The following is a 17,570-nucleotide window of genomic DNA, read 5'->3' on the forward strand; positions in this document are numbered from 1 at the left end:
AAAGTGCATAATCAATTGCTTGCTGTTTAAATTCAGCACTAAAACGTTTGGCCATTTCTTGGATCTCCAAAGTTAACGTTACGTTATCTTTAGAAGGAAGTACTGTCCATTATTTTGGCTAGGATCAATTAGATATGATGTGCCTATGGGGCGAGCAAAATAAGCCGTCTTAGTTTTATAGACTTAAAGTGATACTAATTATGAGAAATGAATTAAGAGAAATTTTTATTAAGGGATGCGACGATAAAATTGAAAAGAAGGGAGACAATGTCGGTCTATCTTTTTATGCTTTTTTTAAAAATAAGAATGATAACCCTGAGCTACTCATGGAAGCAGCGCATTGGTGGATTATGGAGCATAAGCTAGATCACTTTGAAAAAGCTGTGAAGATTAAAGAGTTAGTTTTGAGTGAGCAATAAAAGTTAGAGTAAGAGACTATTCTGAAAAGGATAGTCTTTAATTTTCATACTAGAGATAAAGTGAGAAAGGATAAAAATGTTTATAAATGCTTTATCTAGTTTTCTTGAAAAATTAGCCTCAAAAGAAGAATTGGATGAATGGTACTTATCTACTTTCATTGATGAAAATGTTTATTCGCTATTACCAGCAGAAGCTTTTGAATTTTCTTCACATGTTATAAAGCTTATTAAAAATGACGCTCAGCCAGACTATACCTATGAATTACTAACAATTTTATTAGCACTCCAACATCAGTCTGGCACAACTCAGGTGCCTGAAATTCTAAAAAATAGTCCTAATTTTTTTGATGAAATTATTAAAAAGAATCCTTAAATATATATTCTAAATTTAGCTCATGAGTTGGCTCAAAATTATCGAATCATGAGCTCCCCACCTTAAAATAATCAAACATTCATTCACTTACGAAAAACAAAACTATCTCGACTTAAGCCATCCACCTACTTCTTTTAATACATCTACTAATTTTTCTAGTTTTCGGCCTTCCTCAGTTAAAGAATATTCAACCTTAACAGGAACTTGTGCATAGACTTCTCTTAAAATAAAACCTTCTTCTTCTAAAAAACGTAGCTCTAAAGTTAGCATTCTCTGAGAAATATTAGGGATTGCTCTGCGTAACTCATTAAAACGCATGGTTCTTTCTAATAAAAAAGAAATAATGAGCATGCGCCAACGGCCGCCTAACACCGTCATGGCTTCTTCGACTGTACAGCCTGAAATGTTATCTCTCATAGATGATTACTAAGTATAATAAATATACCTACATAACAAAAAAATGCCTAATTTACAACCTATACCTAATTATAAATAATGCTTCTATCTAACTCATCACGGACATTTACTGTGGAATATAAAGAAATTTCAAAGAAAACTATCGGGCATTTATATTCAGCTCATTCTTCTATTAGATCTTCAGATTTAGACCCAAAACTAATTGCTTTAGCCGAGTTGCATGTATCTCAAATCAATGGTTGTGCGTATTGTTGTGCTTTTCATTCCAAGGAATTAAGAGACTTTGGCATAGCTCAAGAGGTTATCGACCAAATACCGGGGTATAAACATTCAAAAGCTTTCTCTGAAAAGCAAAAAGTCGTTTTAGAGTTTGCATCCGCAATTACTACTTTAAATGACCCGAAACAAATTGAGGTGACTCGAGAAAGTTTGGCTCAGCATTTTAGTGAAAAAGAGATTGTAGATTTAACGGCGAGTATTTCTTTAATGGGAGCATTAAACAGACTTCGAATTACTTTAGGCGATTAAGCCCCATGAAATATATGCTTGAGCACTCAACTTTTTAAGTTTAAAAAAGGCCTAAAGCTAGGCCTTTCCCCCTCAAACCCTTTTTAAAAAATACTCAAGCAAAGCATCTCGCTCCTTTTCTTCATCTGAACTTAACAGCCCCAGAATTGTGCCATCAATCATAAATACAAATATCTCCGCCTCTGCATAGGAAACTGTTTTTTTGGTTTCCATGAGCAAGCAGAAAATTTCATTTTTAAGCCATCGCCTATATCTGAGTGCGGTTTGGTAGGCATTTGGATAAAGCTTTTTAATTTCAAAAATCGCCTTAAACAACAAGTAATACGCGCTTTTTAAGTCAGCATGTAATAGGTAAATTTGCCTGAGTTGATCAGACAAATCTGCATTTTGGTAAAACTCACTCACCACACTCACTTTTTCTTGTAACTGCTCTTTTTGTGTGACCAAACACCTTTCAACAAATCTTTCTTTAGAGTGAAAGTAGTTGTAAAAGGTTCCTTTATTTATTTGAGATTCGGCAATAATTTGGTCTACCCCGACCTTATTAAAGCCATATTGTTTAAATAAATTTGTTGCTGTATCAATCACGTGTAATGCTTTACGTGAAGCGCCTAAATTTTTCATGTATACCGCTTAAAATAATTTTTTGTTGTAAATAAATGAGATAGAAGTGCCGCCACTCTTAAATTGAGCGTTAAATACAGGCATGTAGAAGCCGCACAAAAATGGTGTGCTCGCCTATCTCGGGTTTTATTGTTGCTATGATTTTTTAGTCGTAATGACCTATGGCTTAAAACCTAGAGTCGGTTAAACCGTTTTAAAGACCAGTTGGATGTAGACATAAAGATTTTGGCAAAGGTTGCCAATGAGAGAGATGAAATAGTACGCATAGCGAACTCCTGTATGTATTAGAAGCTCTACCACAATTACTGCTAAATAATGGTGGCAGGACGAAAAGGGGTTAGCAGACTGGACATACAGAACCAGCACACCCGAGGGTGTCCCCCTTCCGCCCTACCGCAACGTGAGGGGGACGGTGGTTTCACACACAGATCTCCCCCTCAGAAGGAGCAAATCTGATGTGCTGTATGTAAAAGGGTCTGCTAAAACCCACTGGCAATGTAGGCCAGCAGGCAAAGGATAATCCGCACGTTTTTGAGTGTCAATGTAAGGTTGAATAGAAAATGGTTAAATAATTATTGTTGTTTATTCAATTAGATATTTAAGCTAAAAAGACCTTCAACTTAAATTTAACGATGTCATGATAATAAAAATGTAGGATAGTGAATTATGATTGATTTCATCATCTGAATAGGTAATTAATAATGATAATAAAAGGACCTCCCACCAGTTCAGAAGAATATCAAATTATCTTTCAGTGGCTTGAAGAGCGGTCCAATTATTCTATTGGGGCGATGGCCTTTCTTGCTCAAACACAAGCGATCAATGCTGAGTGGCAACTCTTACGTTTGTATAACTCAAAAAATGCTGAACAACTGCTAGGAGTCGCAGTCATCGTTGCTGGCGGCACCTGTTTTTGGGTTCCATCAGAGGCATCATCTGGATCATTACTATGCAAATCCATTTTAGAGCTTCAACCGCGTCGGATCGTAACGACCGCAATCGGGCGAGATTTATTACATGCCGAGATCAAACCAAAAGGGCGTATTTTACGAGAATATGATCAATGGATCATGGTTTGCTCACGCCAGTTTTTTGAAGCTCAAGGCCGCTTGGCTGAACTTTCGGACATTGCGCGCCTTAATGAATATCAGCATCAATACAATAAAGAGCGCTCAGTAAATGAAACACCTGATTGGGGATCTTTAATTCAACAACAAAAAATTATTGTGCTTGAAGCAGATCAACAAATCGTTTCGATTATACGTTTAGGCATAGAAACCGATCGGCTCGTTTCTATTGGCGGCACATATACCTTCCCTGCTTATCGTCGAAAAGGTTTTGCCGAGCGCATCTTAAAATTTGCAGTGAATCGGATTGTTGCAACTGGACGGATTGCCCACTTAATTGTCGACATTGATAACACTCCAGCGGTTACCCTTTACCGCCAAATGGGCTTCGAATGTGTAGAGTCTTCTTACATTGCTTACCCTGAGTATTTATAAAAAATTATTCATTTTCAAACCTGTTTAAATGAACTGATTGATCGCGCTATAAATAAAAGCTACAGTAAATAAAGTTTGAATTTTATAACTTTAAATAAATTAATAAGGCACGCAGGCAAAGACATGGAAACCATACATGATTTTTATCGCCGCTTTTCTTTAACCAGAGATAGCGATTACTCGGTTCCATCGACCTCGTTTGGACATTTTAACGTGTTCCAACGCGATGCCTGCTCGTTTCTCACGCCTTATAGCCGCCGCGATTATTATAAAATTTCACTGGTTTTAGGCACAGGCGAACTTCACTACGCTAACCGCTGGATACGAGTCGACCGCCCTGGTTTACTGTTTTCAAACCCAATGGTGCCATATGCATGGGAAATTAATTCGCCCGAACAGGCAGGCTGGTTTTGTCTATTTACCGAAGAGTTTGTAAACCAAGAATCAAGACAAAGCTTTTTAAAAGACTCACCATTGTTTAAAGTCGACGGCGATCCGCTATATTTTTTAAACGACCAACAAGTTGAAGAAATTTCATTTATTTTCAAAAAGATGATGACTGAAATAAATTCAGACTATATTCATAAATACAACGTTTTAAGAAACTATTTGCACCTGATTGTGCATGAAGCCATGAAAATGCAACCGACCCAACAGTTTGAAAAACATAGCAATGCTGCAGTTCGGATTTGCCATTTGTTCTTTGAATTATTAGAGCGCCAGTTCCCAATCGACTCGCCACATTTTCAGCTTAAACTCAAAACTGCAAATGACTATGCCTATGGCCTGTCGGTGCATGTGAACCACTTAAACCGCGCTGTAAAAGAAGCCACAGGTAAAACCACCTCTGAGCATATTAGCTCGCGCATTACGCAAGAAGCCAAAGCACTGCTACAACACACCAGTTGGAATATTTCCGAAATTGCCTATAGCTTAGGCTTTGAATATTCAGCGTATTTCACCAACTTCTTTAAGAAAAATACCGGATTTTCACCTAAAAAGTTCCGCGAAGACTGTGTAGCCTAAAAACAGATTGTTTGAATTTTATAATTATTGGTTTGAATGTTATACGTCAGTTTGAGCCAAAGCATTTTATAGTTTTTCTACTCAAGTGATTTTGCAAAAAGAGTGTGAAAAATGAAATATAGAACTTTAGGACAAACAGGCGAAAAAGTATCAGCACTTGGTTTAGGTTGCATGGGAATGAGCTTTGCCTATGGTGCCTCAGACGACACACAAAGCATTGCCACTCTAGAAAAAGCATTAGACCTCGGCATTAACTTTTGGGACACTGCCGACATGTACGGCAACGGTGCAAACGAAGTTTTGCTCTCAAAAGTTTTAGAAAAAAACCGCGACAAAGTGTTCTTGGCGACCAAATTTGGCTTCCGTTATAAAGAAGACAACCTTAACCCACAAAACTCTTTAGAGTCTTATATCGACGGTTCTCCAGAGTGGATTAAAGTTGCGGTTGAAAACAGTTTAAAACGCTTAAATACAGACGTGATTGATTTGTATTATGCGCATCGCATAGACCCAAATGTTCCAGTTGAAGACACCATTGGCGCAATGGCGGACTTGGTCAAACAAGGTAAAGTTCGTTATTTAGGACTTAGTGAAGCATCGGCTGAAACCATTCGTAAAGCACATGCGATTCACCCAATTGCAGCGGTACAACATGAATACTCGCTACTTACCCGTGAGTTCGAGCAAACCCATTTGCAAACCATTCGCGAGTTAGGCATTAGCCTTGTGCCGTATTCACCGCTGTCGCGTGGTTTAATCACCAATACGCTTGATGTGAACAACTTAGACGAAAGTGATTTCCGTCGTCAGTTACCACGCTACCAAGGCGATAACTGGAAAAATAACCAAAGCTTGGCACAAGCATTTAGCGACTTTGCTCAAAGCAAAAATGCGACAGCGGCTCAACTGGCTTTAGCTTGGATTTTGGCGCAAGGTGACGACATTATTCCAATTCCGGGTACGCGTAAAATCGAACGCCTTGTAGAAAATGCGGGTGCTGTAGACCTTCATTTAACAGCAGCAGATTTGGCAGAAATTCAAGCGATTATCGCGAGATACCCAAACATGGGCGCGCGTTATAACGCTCAGCAACTTGCTGCGGTCAACCACTAAAATATAAGCCATAAAAAAGTCCGACTCAGTGTCGGACTTTTTTAGTTTAGTCTTTGCTATATGTGCCTTGTTGGCGTCCACCGTCCCAGATCGCGTCTAAAGATTTATCTGAAATCGTTAGGCTTTCAGGGAAAATACTTAAACCCTTTTTAAATTTAGCTTCTGGCTTTAAACCAATACAGTCACCGTTTTTCCACCATGTGCCTTCGGCATATTGGTCTAAAGCACCCACAGCAAGCATCCATTTAAACTTGCCGTCTGGCTGAAGTAAAAGTTCCGAACCAACTTCCATCACGCCATGTAAATAGTAGTGCCCACTCCACGCTTCATCGGCTTTTTGAAATTTCACCTCTTTACATGTTGTATTTGCTACATCTGCATAGACCTGAGCAGACAAAATAACCGTCGAAAGAAGTAGTAAACGTGCAAATATATTTTTCATTATTTAGTTCCTAGAGTTTTAAGCTTATTTTGCAGACTCAACTTTTAAATAAGTGCCGTCTGCATAAACGTTATGTCCAAAGCCACAGCCCGAGTTGCCCTCGTTTTGTTTAACTTGAATGTAATTGCCTAATTTCGCATTGGTTTTAAAATCGAGCTGAATGCGGCAGTCTTCGTCTTTATAAATAGTTTGCTTGGTATTGATCGGCATTTTGGTATCGAACTGCCCCATGTTCGGCCCATAAATTAAGCTTCGTAAACCCATATAAACACCTGAATAGCCAAGCGCATATTGGCCCTGTTTGCGAGTTACCGTGATGTGATCCCACTCACCAAAACCTGAGTAACGCACATACTCACCAGACAGGTCATTTGACGCTTTAGGGGCTGGTAACTGCTGAAGATTAAACAGGCTCGACTTTGATTTTTCATCGAGCATAAACCATGCTCTCGCCCACAGTGGCTGACCCAATTTGGCATAGGCTAAGCCCACGTTATTGTTGGCAACTTCAATATCACGGTCGGTAAATTTAACTGTGGTTTCATCTTCATTGGCTTTACAAAAGGCAGTCCAAGAGGCTTGGCTTTGGAAGTTTTCGAGCGCTTTTTTATATTGTTTTTGGTCGTAGTTTTTCTTGCCTAAGCTCGCGTATTGCTTCACTTTATTACAGCCTTGTTGTAATTCTTGTTCAAAAGAAAACTCTGCATGAGTCACTGCAAAAGCCGAAAGTGTAAGAACCGCGCAACCTGAAATAATAGATTTAATCATTTTTAAAATTCTTTAATAATTAACTAATTATATAATATGAGTAAGTTTTATAAATCACAATTATTTGAAACAAAAGTCCCTTACAATGCTTTTAGTCTTAAATAAAAATTTATTAAATCAATTCAATATAAATCGTTGAAAATACCAAGCGATAATTGGTTATTTTTGTTGAATATTCATCCAAAAAATATTGTAGACTTCATGCGTAAAACTTAGGAAGAATTATAAGAGTGAATAATCTAGTTATTGGAACCCTATTTGCACTTTGTGCAGCGGCTTTAAATGCCTCTATTGGCGTCATTAGTAAATTACTCATGCACAGTGGTTTAAACCCCCAAGACATTGCCTTTTTAAAAACCATTATCGCGTTTTTCTTTTTAAGTGTTTTTTTATTTAAAGTGCCTGTCAGCCAAAAGATTGCCTACATTAGCAGCACGCCAAGTAAGCTCAGTGTTTTTACTCAAATTGCCATCTGTGCTTTTTTAGGGATTTTCTCTTTATTCTTTTTTGAGACCATTGCCTACAACCACGGTGCTGCCGCCAATGTGGTGGTGGTCCTTATGGCTTCGGCTGCTATTTCTGCCCTATTTTTCGGTCGATTCATATTAAAAGAAAGTATCTATATTCACTCTCTTGTAGGAACATTATTGGCTATCGCCGGTATTAGTATCATTTCATGGAAAGGTGAAAATAGCATTTTAATGCTGATCAACGCTTCAATTGCCGGTACGGGTTATGGCCTATTTTCGGTTTTAGTTAAAAGGTTCAAATTAAACGGCGGACTGTTTCTAACTAAGTATTTATTGCTCTTTGGCAGCGTTTATCTTGCCGTTCCGTTTTTAATAAACTTGCATAGTATTCATTTTAATACTGACATTGTTTTAGGTTTGATTGGTTTAGCTGTTCTGCCGACCATACTTGGCTTTTTCTGTACCACCAAAGCGTTGTCTTATATGAGTGCCGCAAAGGTACAAGTCACCGAGCTTTCCGAACCTATTTTTGCAGCGCTTATGGCTTGGGTTTTCATTCATGAACAACCGACTTTGTCGTTTTTATATGGTGCAATTTTCATTATTTCAGGCATCTTTTTAATGAATAAAGCGCCGAAATCAAACTAGTGAATTTCATCTATTTCGTTGGTGTGGTGGCAAGCCACTTGCACCACACTGGCAAAGTTAATCGCCATTTGTGAAGGGGCATGTTTTTTATAAGCAAGCCCTAAACCCACCGTAGGTACAGGCGCTTTTAAAGAACGATAAGCCACCCCCTGTATTTGCAATTGTTTAGTCGACTCCGGCACCAAAGACACACCTAGGTTTGCAGACACCAACGATAAAATAGACACAATTTGCGGGGCGTTTTGTCCAATTTTAGGTTCAAAACTACGCTCATGACAGGCTTGTTTAATTGCATCAAAAAGCCCTGCGCTAATGGATGGTGGCGAGACAATAAAATCAAGCTCTCGCAGTGTGGTTAAATCAATTTCTTGCGTTGAATCATCTAAACTCAAAGACTCGGAAGGCAAAGCCGCAATGAGTGGTTCTGCTAATAATTCTTGAAGAATGAGACTATCTGGAATGTTGCGTGGTGAGCGAATAATCGCGACATCTAAACGGTCTTCAAGTAATAGGTCGATGAGCAGTAAGGTATTGGCTTCTTCAAGCTTTAAATCTACTTTAGGATACTGCTGCTGAAAATAGCGAACACATTTAGGAATGAGAGGATTCAGCATTGAAGTACCTGTAAACCCTAATCGTAGTTGACCGACTTCGCCATTTGCTACTTGTTTAACAAGGTTTGCTGCATCTTCTACGCGCTGCTGTACTGGCTGTATCGCATTAAAAAAGGCAAGCCCAGCTTCGGTCAGCTCCACTCCATGTGGCGAACGAATAAATAAATCTGCGCCTAATTCTTCTTCTAAGTCGCGGATTTGCATACTTAAAGGCGGCTGGCTCATGTTTAAACGCTGCGCAGCTCTGGTAAAGTTTTTTTCTTCTGCTACTGCTAAAAAGTAGCGTATATGTCTGAGTTCCATCGCTATATATAAAACATATTATGATCTATTGTTAAATATATTAGAAAAATACCCTCTAAATTGCTAATTTTAATTCATCGAATTTTCTCGATGCAGTATGCTCAAAAGCACTGCTCTTTCTTTCTGTCATGGTCATGATATGAGCTCTTCATCTACACCCAGCACTTTAAACACTGAAGCAACTTCTGTGCTTTCCCGCGAGTGGATTCATAAAGGTACTAAGGCCTATAAGCATGCAGGTTTCGCCTTATTCCTCGTAGGTTTTGCTAGTTTCTCACTGATTTATTGTGTACAGCCACTGTTGCCTGCATTTAGCCAAAGCTTCCAGATTAGCCCTGCGAGTAGCTCGTTGGCACTGTCATTAACGACTGCCTTTTTAGCCATTTCGATTGTGCTATCAAGCGCTTTTTCACAAGCGATTGGCCGTCGCGGGGTAATCTTTACATCTATGCTGTGTGCAGCAGTTCTTAATATTGTCTCGATGTTTACCCCAAACTGGCACAGTTTGCTGATGGCGCGTGCATTAGAAGGTTTATTACTCGGTGGTGTACCCGCAGTGACAATGGCTTGGATTGCCGAAGAAATTGCACCTGAACACTTGGGTAAAACCATGGGGTTGTATATTGCAGGGACAGCCTTTGGCGGCATGATGGGCCGTGTCGGCATGGGCATTTTGATTGAATATTTTTCATGGCGCACCGCTTTAGGTTTGCTGGGCGCAATCTGTTTTATTTGCTCAATTGCCTTTTTAAGCTTACTGCCTGCTTCACGTAATTTTGTGCAAAAAAAAGGGCTGAATTTAGGCTTTCACATGCAAATGTGGCGTGCTCATTTAAGCAATACTAAATTATTACGCCTGTTTACCATTGGTTTCTTGCTCACCAGTGTGTTTGTGACCTTATTTAACTACGCGACTTTCCGTTTAAGCGGCGCGCCTTATTCACTGAGCCAAACACAAATTAGCCTTATTTTCTTATCGTATAGCTTTGGTATGGTGTCTTCATCGTTGGCAGGTAGCTTAGCCGATCGCTTTGGTAAAAAAACCATGATGATGAGTGGTTTTGCGCTCATGATTGTGGGTAGCCTTATGACCCTGCTCACTTCTCTTTTCGGCATTATTATTGGTATTGCATTTATTACTACAGGTTTCTTTATTACCCACTCACTTACGAGTAGTTCTGTGGGTGCTGAAAGCAAACAAGCGAAAGCCCATGCCAGTTCGCTGTACTTACTGTTTTACTATATGGGTTCAAGTATTGTCGGCTCAGCGGGCGGTTGGTTCTGGTTACACGGTGGCTGGAGTGCGATTGTCGGTTTAACCGTGGTCTTGTCATTATTGGGAATATTTTTAGTAATTTATACCGCACACGCAAAAGCACATTAATGAGTAATTTAAAGGAAAATCACATGTCGAGTTTATTTGTTTATGGCACTTTAGGTCCCGGCCGTCCTAATGCCCATATACTTGAAAATATTGGCGGACAATGGTCGGAAGGCTGGGTAAACGGAACCCTACGTCATGAAGGTTGGGGAGCAGATTTAGGCTATCCAGGAATTGTACTCGATGATAGTGCTAACCAAGTGCAAGGTTTTGTTTTTAGCTCGGAACATCTAGATGCAAATTGGAAATTACTGGATGACTTTGAAGGCGAAGAGTACGAAAGAGTACCTGTTCGCATCACTTTAAATAGTGGTGAACATGTTGATTCTTTTAATTATATGTTGAAGCCTTAGGCCATTTTTAAAGCTCAAACGTATAAGCGCTTAAAAATTGATAGAAAAAATTCAAATGCTCATTTTTTGGCTTGTATTTTTTTTAAGAAACTGTAAAATTCACTCCACATTGCCGGCATAGCTCAGTTGGTAGAGCAACTGACTTGTAATCAGTAGGTCCACAGTTCGAATCCGTGTGCCGGCACCATCATTAAACCTCATGAATATTTGATTTATGGGGTTTTTTGTTGTCTGTAGGTTTTGAATGGCAAAATTTTGTCTAAAAATAAAAAGTGCTATAGCGATATTATCTCTATAGCAATTCAAAAATGAATAAAACTTAAGGTTAAAAACAATCAAATATTTTGCTTAACCTTTATTTTACATACTGCCAAACATCAGGGTCCTGATATGACTCATCAATATGGAAACCTTCTTTTTTGGCTTTAATTTCAGCTTTCCTTCTTTCTTTTTGATCTACTAATACCATTTCATCGTAAGCACTTTTTAACTCAGGCCCTGTTAACTTATACCCATTTTCAATTGAGTTTTTTGTTACGTATCTAATTGTTTGTACTGCAAATCTTAGCATATATTGTTTTTTATTATTTTCTGATTTTGTTTTATCTATACTTAACTCTACTAATATACCATTAGCATACAACCGAGTAGCAACTGTTGGTTTTTTATTAAAAAAATCACTCCACTCTTTAAGTGTCAGAGCATTATAAGTGTCAATAATAAGACCATCTTCAATCATAGCTTTCATGTTATCTTTTGTTGAAATCCGAGCTAACCCTGGAAAAAAATACTGCTTCCATCCTGCTTTTTGTAATTGACTAAATAGCTCCTTATAGGCCATATAAGCCTGCTCTTCACTAACAAACTCTTCTTTATTCAACCCTGCAGTTACATCAATAATCTGGATACCTTCATTTTGCTGAGCATAGTCAATCCGCGTTCCCATTGCCGAAAATACATTCTTAATAACAAAACTATTCTCACCTAAATCTATTTTTATATTTGCTAAATACGGAGGTTCCCACGTAAGGTCAAAAAAAGACATCCCCGCTGGTTGCTGGTCTACATCTGTTTGCATATAAGATTTAAACTTTTTTTCACCCTCTACACCAAAATTCAATGTGTAAAGTTCAGGTTCAGAAAATGCTTTTTTATTATTGTTCTCAGCATTACATCCTTGTAAATTTAAAAGAATAAAAAATAAAAAGAAATAACTAACTATTTTTTTCATCAACTAGAAAATCCAGAGGTTAGTTTTATAGATTTAAATTCAGCAATCCGATTATTTTACATACTGCCAAACATCAGGGTCCTGATATGTCTCATCAATATGGAAACCTTCTTTTTTAGCTTGTTTTTCAACTTTAGCTCTTTGCTTTTCAGTGTATTTTATTCTTTCATCAAAAGCAGTTTTAAGTTCCTGACCTGATAGTTTATAGCCATCTTTAATTGAATTTTTTGTACTATAACGAATCGTTTCAATAGAATATCTAAGCATATATTGTTTTTTATTATTTTCTGATTTTGTTTTATCTATACTAATTTCTAAAGATATACCATGAGTATATAAGCGCACTGCTACTGTTGGTTTTTTATTAAAAAAATCACTCCACTCTGTAAGTGTTAAATGATTATAAGGGTCTATAATAAGGCCATCTTCAATCATAGACTTAATGTTATCTTGTTTTGCAATTCGAGCAGTATTTGGATAAAAATACTGTTCCCACCCTGCTTTTTGTAGCTGACCAAATAGCTCTTTATAGGCCATATAAGCCTGTTCTTCACTAACAAACTCTTCCTTATTTAACCCTGCAGTCACATCAATAATCTGGATACCTTCATTTTGCTGAGCATAGTCAATCCGCGTACCCATTGCTGAAAATGCATTTTTGATAACAAAACTATTCTCACCTAAGTCTATTTTTATATTTGCTAAATGTGGAGGTTCCCACGTAAGGTCAAAAAAAGACATCCCTGCTGGTTGCTGGTCTACACCTGTTTGCATATAAGATTTAAACTTTTTTTCACCCTCTACACCAAAATTCAATGAGTAAAGTTCAGGTTGAGAAGACATTTTTTGTTCCTTTTGCTGTGCATGGCACGCTTGTAAATTTAAAAAAATAAAAATTAGGAATATATAACTAACCACCTTTTCCATCATTTGACTCTTTTCCTATTTTAATAAATAACTTATCGAAGCGACTTAGACCGTCATCCCATTTACTGGTATTCCAACCAGCAATTGTACGTAGCTCTTTTTCTAAATAGGGCCGTCCAACATCACTCAACATTAAACGATGATATTTTTGAGCTGCTAAATTAATCCAGCGCATACGGCTATCTTGATTTTCAACTAAGGTACCACTTGGTGGTGTACTGATTGGAGATTCAGGTAAAGATTTTATCTTTTTTCCAAATTCAGTTTCATACGAATAAATATTGCCGCGAACAGCATGTATTTTTTTTATTGTTCCATCATATTCACTTGAGAGAATCAATTCAGCCTTTGGGATTCCAGCCTTACGTTGAACATCTGCACCGTTTCGTACAATAGGATCATTCCATACGATTTTTTGTAAAATATTGATCTGTTCTTGATTTGCGATTTGTAATAAATGGTATAACAAGTCTTTAGCAGCAAGGCTAAACTTGTCTTGTCTTAAAGCATTTGCTGCAAAAATTTTTTCTATTGTGGGTAACGTATTTTCAAATGCATTATGAATTTCTGTTGTTGCTTTAAGATTATTAACTGTTGTTAAACAAGTGGACCATGGAAAATTATATAAGGAGCTTTTAACTTTTTTATAAGTTGCTGTATTCCTGCTACCTACGCAAATTTTGAAATCTGCAGATGATTTAGCCCAAACAAAATGCCAGACACTAATATCCATATAGAGCCATAGATTACCTTTTGCAAAGGTATGAATACCTGACACACCAAAACTATCTAAATTATAATGGTCAAAACTAATCGATTTAATTAAAGCATCTGCATTTGACCCAGTCTTAGAAACAATATGATCAAATACAGCAGCAACTGTTTTTGATGCAAAAGCACCTAAGCCCATCCAATAGAAACGCCCACTATAGGTTGCTGCAGTAACAGATTGATTCGAAGTAAAAGGAAACATTTCTAAATAAATGCGAGCATAGATTGCTGCAATTCGTCTAGCACGAGCTTCATAACCTGGTTCTATACGATAATTTTGATTATCTTTTTTATTAGATAATAAGGTCATTGCCATCTGTTGGTAATATTCCCATACAGTAGTGCAATCGCAGTTTACTGATTTACAACTATTTTCAATATTATTTGTTGTCCCAGACCAATCAAGAGAACCAGCCATTTTAAAATTTATCCTTTTAAATGATGAATAAGAAATAGTTATTTCACAGGGTCATTTTCGTCAGGTTCAAAATTCAACCAACTTAAATCAACATCAAGTTGTTCAGCTTCTTTGGTATTTATCCTTTTAGTTTTCCCTTTCACATCAGTTTCTGACATAAAGCTTTGATTGTTAGATTGAATGTTATAACTCACATTAGTTAAAGGCTTGCCAGAAGGGAGGAATAAATTAAACTTTTCATCATACTTTTCATAAGCATGCGAACCCTGCAGATTTACTCCCACTTCTGCACCACCTTTAAAGATATGCTGTCCCGCTTTTACTTCGAACTTTGCGGGTGTAATAACCGTAATACCACTCTTATTAATAATGATTTGTGAACCACCAGCCATGATTTACCTATTATTTTATGAAAACTAATCTATAATTAAATTAATATTTTAAACTGTTTAACTTATTTACACATGACTTTTATTGTTGCTATTCAATTAAACGATAGCATTATTGTTGCATCAGATAATAAAAAAGTTAGCCAACAAAAAGATGGAATAATTAAATTTTCACCTGAAAAAATCTTGAAAATGCATTCATGGCAAAATGGAATAATTACAGGGTCTGGTGAATATCAAGTTATAAGCCGGGCTGTTAATCTTTTTAAAAACCTACCCACTCCCTCAATAGAAAATCTGCCACATTGCTTAGTTATTTCTAGAATTATTAGAGAATCAGAAATTGGAAATGATCTCTATCAAGTAGAGAATAGTAAACTCCTATGTTCAAGCTATAATGACAATGGAGCACAACTCTATAAAATTGAAAAATTTTCGACCCAACAAGATTATTTTCCTATACCCTTAGAATCTAATGAAATTATTATTTGGCTTGCTCACCCCAACATTGATGTGATCGCAAGTAATCTACAATCATTATATGTAGGCCTTAAAGATTATTCAGTTTTTTCAAGTAAAACTGACTGGATGAATTACTACATTAAACAACTTTCTCCTATTTTTAAGATACAAAGCCAAATTGATCCCTTAATGAGCCAAAGTTTTGATATTTTCTTGCAATCAAGAAGTGAATTCCTTCTTAATCATGTGCCGAATACATGAAATTTTAAATAGCATCTAGTCAAAGATAATTTTTTTAATTTTAATAAAAGCTATTATAAACCTGAGCTTCAAAATGATTTTATTAAACGAATTTATTTCCTCCAAAACACAAATCTTACTTTCTTAATTTTTTAAAAAATAGATTTAAAAATAAGGAATATTAACAAGATACGATTATAATGTGCCCCCAAATAAGGTCATGATAATAAGCCATATTTATAAACATTCATTACTATATTCAACGGGGCAAAGATGAAACTACGTTTTGTTTTGCCTACTTTATTTATAATGTTGCCTTTTACAGTACAAGCTCAAAACACGAGTTCTGCGGCTCAAGAAGAAAACATTGTAAAATCACCAGTCTGCGTACTTGAGACTCTACCTTCTGCTGACCACTATAAGTCTCCTAAACGCATTAAAGTCGCAAAAGGAATATATGGCGGCTATGAAGAAATAAAACCTAAATTAGCAAACGCAGCACGTAAATATGGTGCAGATGTAGTGATTGATTATGAGCAGAGACAAAGATTTGGTTTCTGGCCATGGCGTATTGTTCGTCCAGTACTTACAGGTATTGCGGTAAAATGGAATACACCATTTGATTGCACTGCCTTAGGCGGAAAAGAAATTCTTTAATAAGAAATGAAAAAAAACCCAACATCCTGTTGGGCTTTTTTCGTATTTCGTTACTAGGTATACATCCTGTAATACCTCACGTCCTGATGCTTAAACTTATTATTGTTGTTTTACGTTTTGGAACTTCCTGTTCCTGATGAGTTCATCATAGGTAATTCATGACGTCATGGAAAGACGTCAATTTCCTGAATGGACGTAGGAAAAAGCGTACGGGCTTGTCAGACTACCTCTACCCTTCTTTCTTCTTCTCTATCATTTTTTCAAAGTGTCTAAGGTTAGGGTTCAACGTATCCCAAGCGTAGGCTTGGCTCACAAATACCTCTGCTCTAGGCTCATAAAGACTTGGGTCATCAAGCGTACCTGCACGTATTGAAATCATTTCAGGGGCAATTTCAGGTAAGCCAAAAAGCTGAGAACCACATGTCGGGCAAAACGCTCTTTTAATGGAACGGCCAGAAGAACCTACGGTCTCAAAATATTTAAGCTCGCCACTTACTTTCAATTCAGATTGGTGAAAAAAAGCAATTGGTGCATATGCTGAACCTGTGGCTTTTTGACAATCTCGACAATGGCAATTAAAGCTATAACGTGGCGCTGCTTCACTTTGGTAGCTCACAGCTCCACATAAACACGATCCTTGATATTTGGCTGACATGGCTCATCCTATTTTTTTATTGCTGTGATTTGAATATAACGGACATATCCATTTTGGTAGAGTTGTTGGCATAACTTTGCAGTCATTTGAATTTTAAAATTTGCCAATCCTCGGCTTTGATTTTGTCCTTGTTGTTTTTGAATATACTCTGAAAAACCTAATAATACTTGTTCAGATAAATCTTCAATTTGAATATCTGTAAAACCTTGCTGTTCCAAGCTCGTTCTTAGAGTTTGTTCAGTTGGTACAGCATCCCAAGTCACGTCGGCTGCTTTAAGTAAATAACGATACTTTTGTTCTTGCAGCATTGTCATGTTTTGACATGATTCAGCTCGCATTAAGTAGTGAAAACCTAAGCGTGCATTTGAATTTAAAACTGGAGTGACCGAATCTAGAAATGAATTTAAAGAACTGTGGTAAGCCGCATCAATGCACATCACTACATCGAAAGCTTGTTTGAATTTAAATTGTTTTAAATTTAAAAATGAACCGCAAAAAATCTGACTGATTTCAGGAATAAGTTTTTGAATTTTATTCACACATTGAGCTTGTAGCTCAACGGCACTCATACTTTTGGGCTGATAGTGCTTTAACCAGTGCAACAAACTTGCACCCTGTCCGCAGCCTAAATCGAGTAAATAATCTTTTGAATTTAAATTGACAGCTTGTGCCAAATGGTCGGCCAATTGGCGACAAGCTTCAGGATAGTTTTGGGTATTTTTCCAAAAACCCAAATTTGTCCAAGCAAGCTCTCCATCATCTCCCAAGCTTGATGCATCAATGGCATATTTATGAGGAATGAATCGAGAGAGAGCTGCTCGAACTTTTGTTTTCACAAT

22 protein-coding genes and 1 tRNA gene are annotated in these 17,570 nt (G+C 37.1%); 12 read left to right on the forward strand and 11 right to left on the reverse strand.

All coding sequences use genetic code 11. From position 1 onward, the window contains the following. Positions 1-200: 200 nt before the first annotated feature. Complete coding sequence (locus MSG95_RS17025; RefSeq protein WP_057106933.1) at positions 201-419, forward strand: DUF6500 family protein; 219 nt, start codon at positions 201-203, stop codon at positions 417-419. A gap of 76 nt (positions 420-495) precedes the next feature. Further along, complete coding sequence (locus MSG95_RS17030) at positions 496-792, forward strand: hypothetical protein (protein ID WP_077165757.1); 297 nt, start codon at positions 496-498, stop codon at positions 790-792. Positions 793-894: 102 nt separating this feature from the next. On the opposite strand, the gene MSG95_RS17035 is transcribed toward MSG95_RS17030, so the two are convergent. Beyond that, a complete protein-coding gene (locus MSG95_RS17035) occupies positions 895-1,209 on the reverse strand; it encodes a winged helix-turn-helix transcriptional regulator (RefSeq protein WP_077165756.1) in 315 nt (104 codons plus the stop codon). Positions 1,210-1,320: 111 nt separating this feature from the next. On the opposite strand from MSG95_RS17035, the gene MSG95_RS17040 reads away from it, so the two are divergent. Further along, the gene (locus MSG95_RS17040; protein ID WP_077165755.1) at positions 1,321-1,737 is read left to right on the forward strand and encodes a carboxymuconolactone decarboxylase family protein; all 417 of its coding nucleotides are present in this window, start codon (positions 1,321-1,323) and stop codon (positions 1,735-1,737) included. A gap of 72 nt (positions 1,738-1,809) precedes the next feature. On the opposite strand, the gene MSG95_RS17045 is transcribed toward MSG95_RS17040, so the two are convergent. Beyond that, positions 1,810-2,361: a TetR/AcrR family transcriptional regulator gene (locus MSG95_RS17045; RefSeq protein WP_077165754.1), complete on the reverse strand. Its 552-nt coding sequence runs from the start codon at positions 2,359-2,361 to the stop codon at positions 1,810-1,812. A gap of 701 nt (positions 2,362-3,062) precedes the next feature. Here MSG95_RS17045 and MSG95_RS17050 point away from each other — a divergent pair. From MSG95_RS17050 to MSG95_RS17060, 3 genes are all read left to right on the forward strand, one after another. Beyond that, positions 3,063-3,863 (forward strand): GNAT family N-acetyltransferase, encoded by an 801-nt coding sequence (locus MSG95_RS17050; RefSeq protein ID WP_077165753.1) that lies wholly within the window; start codon positions 3,063-3,065, stop codon positions 3,861-3,863. Positions 3,864-3,986: 123 nt separating this feature from the next. After that, the gene (locus tag MSG95_RS17055; RefSeq protein ID WP_069031381.1) at positions 3,987-4,889 is read left to right on the forward strand and encodes a helix-turn-helix domain-containing protein; all 903 of its coding nucleotides are present in this window, start codon (positions 3,987-3,989) and stop codon (positions 4,887-4,889) included. Positions 4,890-5,000: 111 nt separating this feature from the next. Then, positions 5,001-6,002: an aldo/keto reductase gene (locus MSG95_RS17060; RefSeq protein ID WP_077165752.1), complete on the forward strand. Its 1,002-nt coding sequence runs from the start codon at positions 5,001-5,003 to the stop codon at positions 6,000-6,002. A 46-nt stretch (positions 6,003-6,048) separates the two neighbouring features. Here the strand turns inward: MSG95_RS17060 and MSG95_RS17065 are convergent, their stop codons facing one another. Next, positions 6,049-6,444 carry a hypothetical protein gene (locus MSG95_RS17065; protein WP_004705055.1) on the reverse strand — a complete coding sequence of 132 codons (396 nt, stop codon included), beginning with the start codon at positions 6,442-6,444 and terminating at the stop codon, positions 6,049-6,051. A gap of 24 nt (positions 6,445-6,468) precedes the next feature. After that, positions 6,469-7,212, reverse strand: a complete 744-nt coding sequence (locus MSG95_RS17070) for a hypothetical protein (protein ID WP_077165751.1) — start codon at positions 7,210-7,212, stop codon at positions 6,469-6,471. Positions 7,213-7,442: 230 nt separating this feature from the next. On the opposite strand from MSG95_RS17070, the gene MSG95_RS17075 reads away from it, so the two are divergent. Then, complete coding sequence (locus MSG95_RS17075; RefSeq protein WP_077165750.1) at positions 7,443-8,330, forward strand: DMT family transporter; 888 nt, start codon at positions 7,443-7,445, stop codon at positions 8,328-8,330. On the opposite strand, the gene sxtR is transcribed toward MSG95_RS17075, so the two are convergent. Continuing rightward, complete coding sequence (gene sxtR, locus MSG95_RS17080; RefSeq protein WP_077165749.1) at positions 8,327-9,247, reverse strand: multidrug efflux pump transcriptional activator SxtR; 921 nt, start codon at positions 9,245-9,247, stop codon at positions 8,327-8,329. The genes MSG95_RS17075 and sxtR overlap by 4 nt on opposite strands. A 139-nt stretch (positions 9,248-9,386) precedes the next feature. On the opposite strand from sxtR, the gene sxtP reads away from it, so the two are divergent. From sxtP to MSG95_RS17095, 3 genes are all read left to right on the forward strand, one after another. Further along, positions 9,387-10,631, forward strand: a complete 1,245-nt coding sequence (gene sxtP, locus MSG95_RS17085; RefSeq protein ID WP_077165762.1) for a multidrug efflux MFS transporter SxtP — start codon at positions 9,387-9,389, stop codon at positions 10,629-10,631. 23 nt (positions 10,632-10,654) lie between these two features. Further along, positions 10,655-10,981: a gamma-glutamylcyclotransferase family protein gene (locus MSG95_RS17090; RefSeq protein WP_077165748.1), complete on the forward strand. Its 327-nt coding sequence runs from the start codon at positions 10,655-10,657 to the stop codon at positions 10,979-10,981. Positions 10,982-11,092: 111 nt separating this feature from the next. Then, a tRNA-Thr gene (locus MSG95_RS17095) sits at positions 11,093-11,168 on the forward strand. Positions 11,169-11,336: 168 nt separating this feature from the next. Here the strand turns inward: MSG95_RS17095 and MSG95_RS17100 are convergent. From MSG95_RS17100 to MSG95_RS17115, 4 genes are all read right to left on the reverse strand, one after another. Then, positions 11,337-12,212, reverse strand: a complete 876-nt coding sequence (locus MSG95_RS17100; RefSeq protein WP_077165747.1) for a hypothetical protein — start codon at positions 12,210-12,212, stop codon at positions 11,337-11,339. 51 nt (positions 12,213-12,263) lie between these two features. Further along, on the reverse strand, positions 12,264-13,055 hold the full coding sequence (locus MSG95_RS17105; protein WP_252717721.1) for a hypothetical protein: 792 nt from the start codon (positions 13,053-13,055) through the stop codon (positions 12,264-12,266). A 67-nt stretch (positions 13,056-13,122) separates the two neighbouring features. Beyond that, on the reverse strand, positions 13,123-14,328 hold the full coding sequence (locus MSG95_RS17110) for a DUF2515 family protein (RefSeq protein ID WP_077165745.1): 1,206 nt from the start codon (positions 14,326-14,328) through the stop codon (positions 13,123-13,125). 38 nt (positions 14,329-14,366) lie between these two features. After that, positions 14,367-14,720, reverse strand: coding sequence for a hypothetical protein (locus MSG95_RS17115; protein ID WP_077165744.1), 354 nt, complete (start codon positions 14,718-14,720; stop codon positions 14,367-14,369). Positions 14,721-14,792: 72 nt separating this feature from the next. Between MSG95_RS17115 and MSG95_RS17120 the strand changes: the two genes are divergently transcribed. Then, a complete protein-coding gene (locus MSG95_RS17120; RefSeq protein WP_151819373.1) occupies positions 14,793-15,440 on the forward strand; it encodes a hypothetical protein in 648 nt (215 codons plus the stop codon). Positions 15,441-15,692: 252 nt separating this feature from the next. Beyond that, the gene (locus tag MSG95_RS17125) at positions 15,693-16,076 is read left to right on the forward strand and encodes a hypothetical protein (protein WP_077165881.1); all 384 of its coding nucleotides are present in this window, start codon (positions 15,693-15,695) and stop codon (positions 16,074-16,076) included. Between the two features lie 229 nt (positions 16,077-16,305). Here the strand turns inward: MSG95_RS17125 and MSG95_RS17130 are convergent, their stop codons facing one another. Both MSG95_RS17130 and MSG95_RS17135 read right to left on the reverse strand, forming a co-directional pair. Continuing rightward, a complete protein-coding gene (locus MSG95_RS17130; RefSeq protein ID WP_190977806.1) occupies positions 16,306-16,731 on the reverse strand; it encodes a GFA family protein in 426 nt (141 codons plus the stop codon). An 8-nt stretch (positions 16,732-16,739) separates the two neighbouring features. Continuing rightward, positions 16,740-17,567, reverse strand: a complete 828-nt coding sequence (locus MSG95_RS17135; protein WP_077165882.1) for an SAM-dependent methyltransferase — start codon at positions 17,565-17,567, stop codon at positions 16,740-16,742. Between the last annotated feature and the right edge of the window lie 3 nt (positions 17,568-17,570).

This window comes from Acinetobacter sp. IK23 (assembly GCF_035615275.1).
Classification (GTDB): domain Bacteria; phylum Pseudomonadota; class Gammaproteobacteria; order Pseudomonadales; family Moraxellaceae; genus Acinetobacter; species Acinetobacter seifertii.

Excerpts from the sequence above, each read along its gene's own strand:
- MSG95_RS17050 (WP_077165753.1), top strand. The coding sequence starts at position 3,063 with ATGATAATAAAAGGACCTCCCACCAGTTCAGAAGAATATCAAATTATC.
- sxtR (WP_077165749.1), bottom strand. The coding sequence starts at position 9,247 with ATGGAACTCAGACATATACGCTACTTTTTAGCAGTAGCAGAAGAAAAA.
- MSG95_RS17055 (WP_069031381.1), top strand. The coding sequence starts at position 3,987 with ATGGAAACCATACATGATTTTTATCGCCGCTTTTCTTTAACCAGAGAT.
- MSG95_RS17030 (WP_077165757.1), top strand. The coding sequence starts at position 496 with ATGTTTATAAATGCTTTATCTAGTTTTCTTGAAAAATTAGCCTCAAAA.
- MSG95_RS17125 (WP_077165881.1), top strand. The coding sequence starts at position 15,693 with ATGAAACTACGTTTTGTTTTGCCTACTTTATTTATAATGTTGCCTTTT.
- MSG95_RS17115 (WP_077165744.1), bottom strand. The coding sequence starts at position 14,720 with ATGGCTGGTGGTTCACAAATCATTATTAATAAGAGTGGTATTACGGTT.
- sxtP (WP_077165762.1), top strand. The coding sequence starts at position 9,387 with ATGAGCTCTTCATCTACACCCAGCACTTTAAACACTGAAGCAACTTCT.
- MSG95_RS17090 (WP_077165748.1), top strand. The coding sequence starts at position 10,655 with ATGTCGAGTTTATTTGTTTATGGCACTTTAGGTCCCGGCCGTCCTAAT.
- MSG95_RS17130 (WP_190977806.1), bottom strand. The coding sequence starts at position 16,731 with ATGTCAGCCAAATATCAAGGATCGTGTTTATGTGGAGCTGTGAGCTAC.
- MSG95_RS17065 (WP_004705055.1), bottom strand. The coding sequence starts at position 6,444 with ATGAAAAATATATTTGCACGTTTACTACTTCTTTCGACGGTTATTTTG.
- MSG95_RS17120 (WP_151819373.1), top strand. The coding sequence starts at position 14,793 with ATGACTTTTATTGTTGCTATTCAATTAAACGATAGCATTATTGTTGCA.
- MSG95_RS17045 (WP_077165754.1), bottom strand. The coding sequence starts at position 2,361 with ATGAAAAATTTAGGCGCTTCACGTAAAGCATTACACGTGATTGATACA.
- MSG95_RS17060 (WP_077165752.1), top strand. The coding sequence starts at position 5,001 with ATGAAATATAGAACTTTAGGACAAACAGGCGAAAAAGTATCAGCACTT.
- MSG95_RS17105 (WP_252717721.1), bottom strand. The coding sequence starts at position 13,055 with ATGTCTTCTCAACCTGAACTTTACTCATTGAATTTTGGTGTAGAGGGT.
- MSG95_RS17025 (WP_057106933.1), top strand. The coding sequence starts at position 201 with ATGAGAAATGAATTAAGAGAAATTTTTATTAAGGGATGCGACGATAAA.
- MSG95_RS17110 (WP_077165745.1), bottom strand. The coding sequence starts at position 14,328 with ATGGCTGGTTCTCTTGATTGGTCTGGGACAACAAATAATATTGAAAAT.
- MSG95_RS17100 (WP_077165747.1), bottom strand. The coding sequence starts at position 12,212 with ATGAAAAAAATAGTTAGTTATTTCTTTTTATTTTTTATTCTTTTAAAT.
- MSG95_RS17035 (WP_077165756.1), bottom strand. The coding sequence starts at position 1,209 with ATGAGAGATAACATTTCAGGCTGTACAGTCGAAGAAGCCATGACGGTG.
- MSG95_RS17070 (WP_077165751.1), bottom strand. The coding sequence starts at position 7,212 with ATGATTAAATCTATTATTTCAGGTTGCGCGGTTCTTACACTTTCGGCT.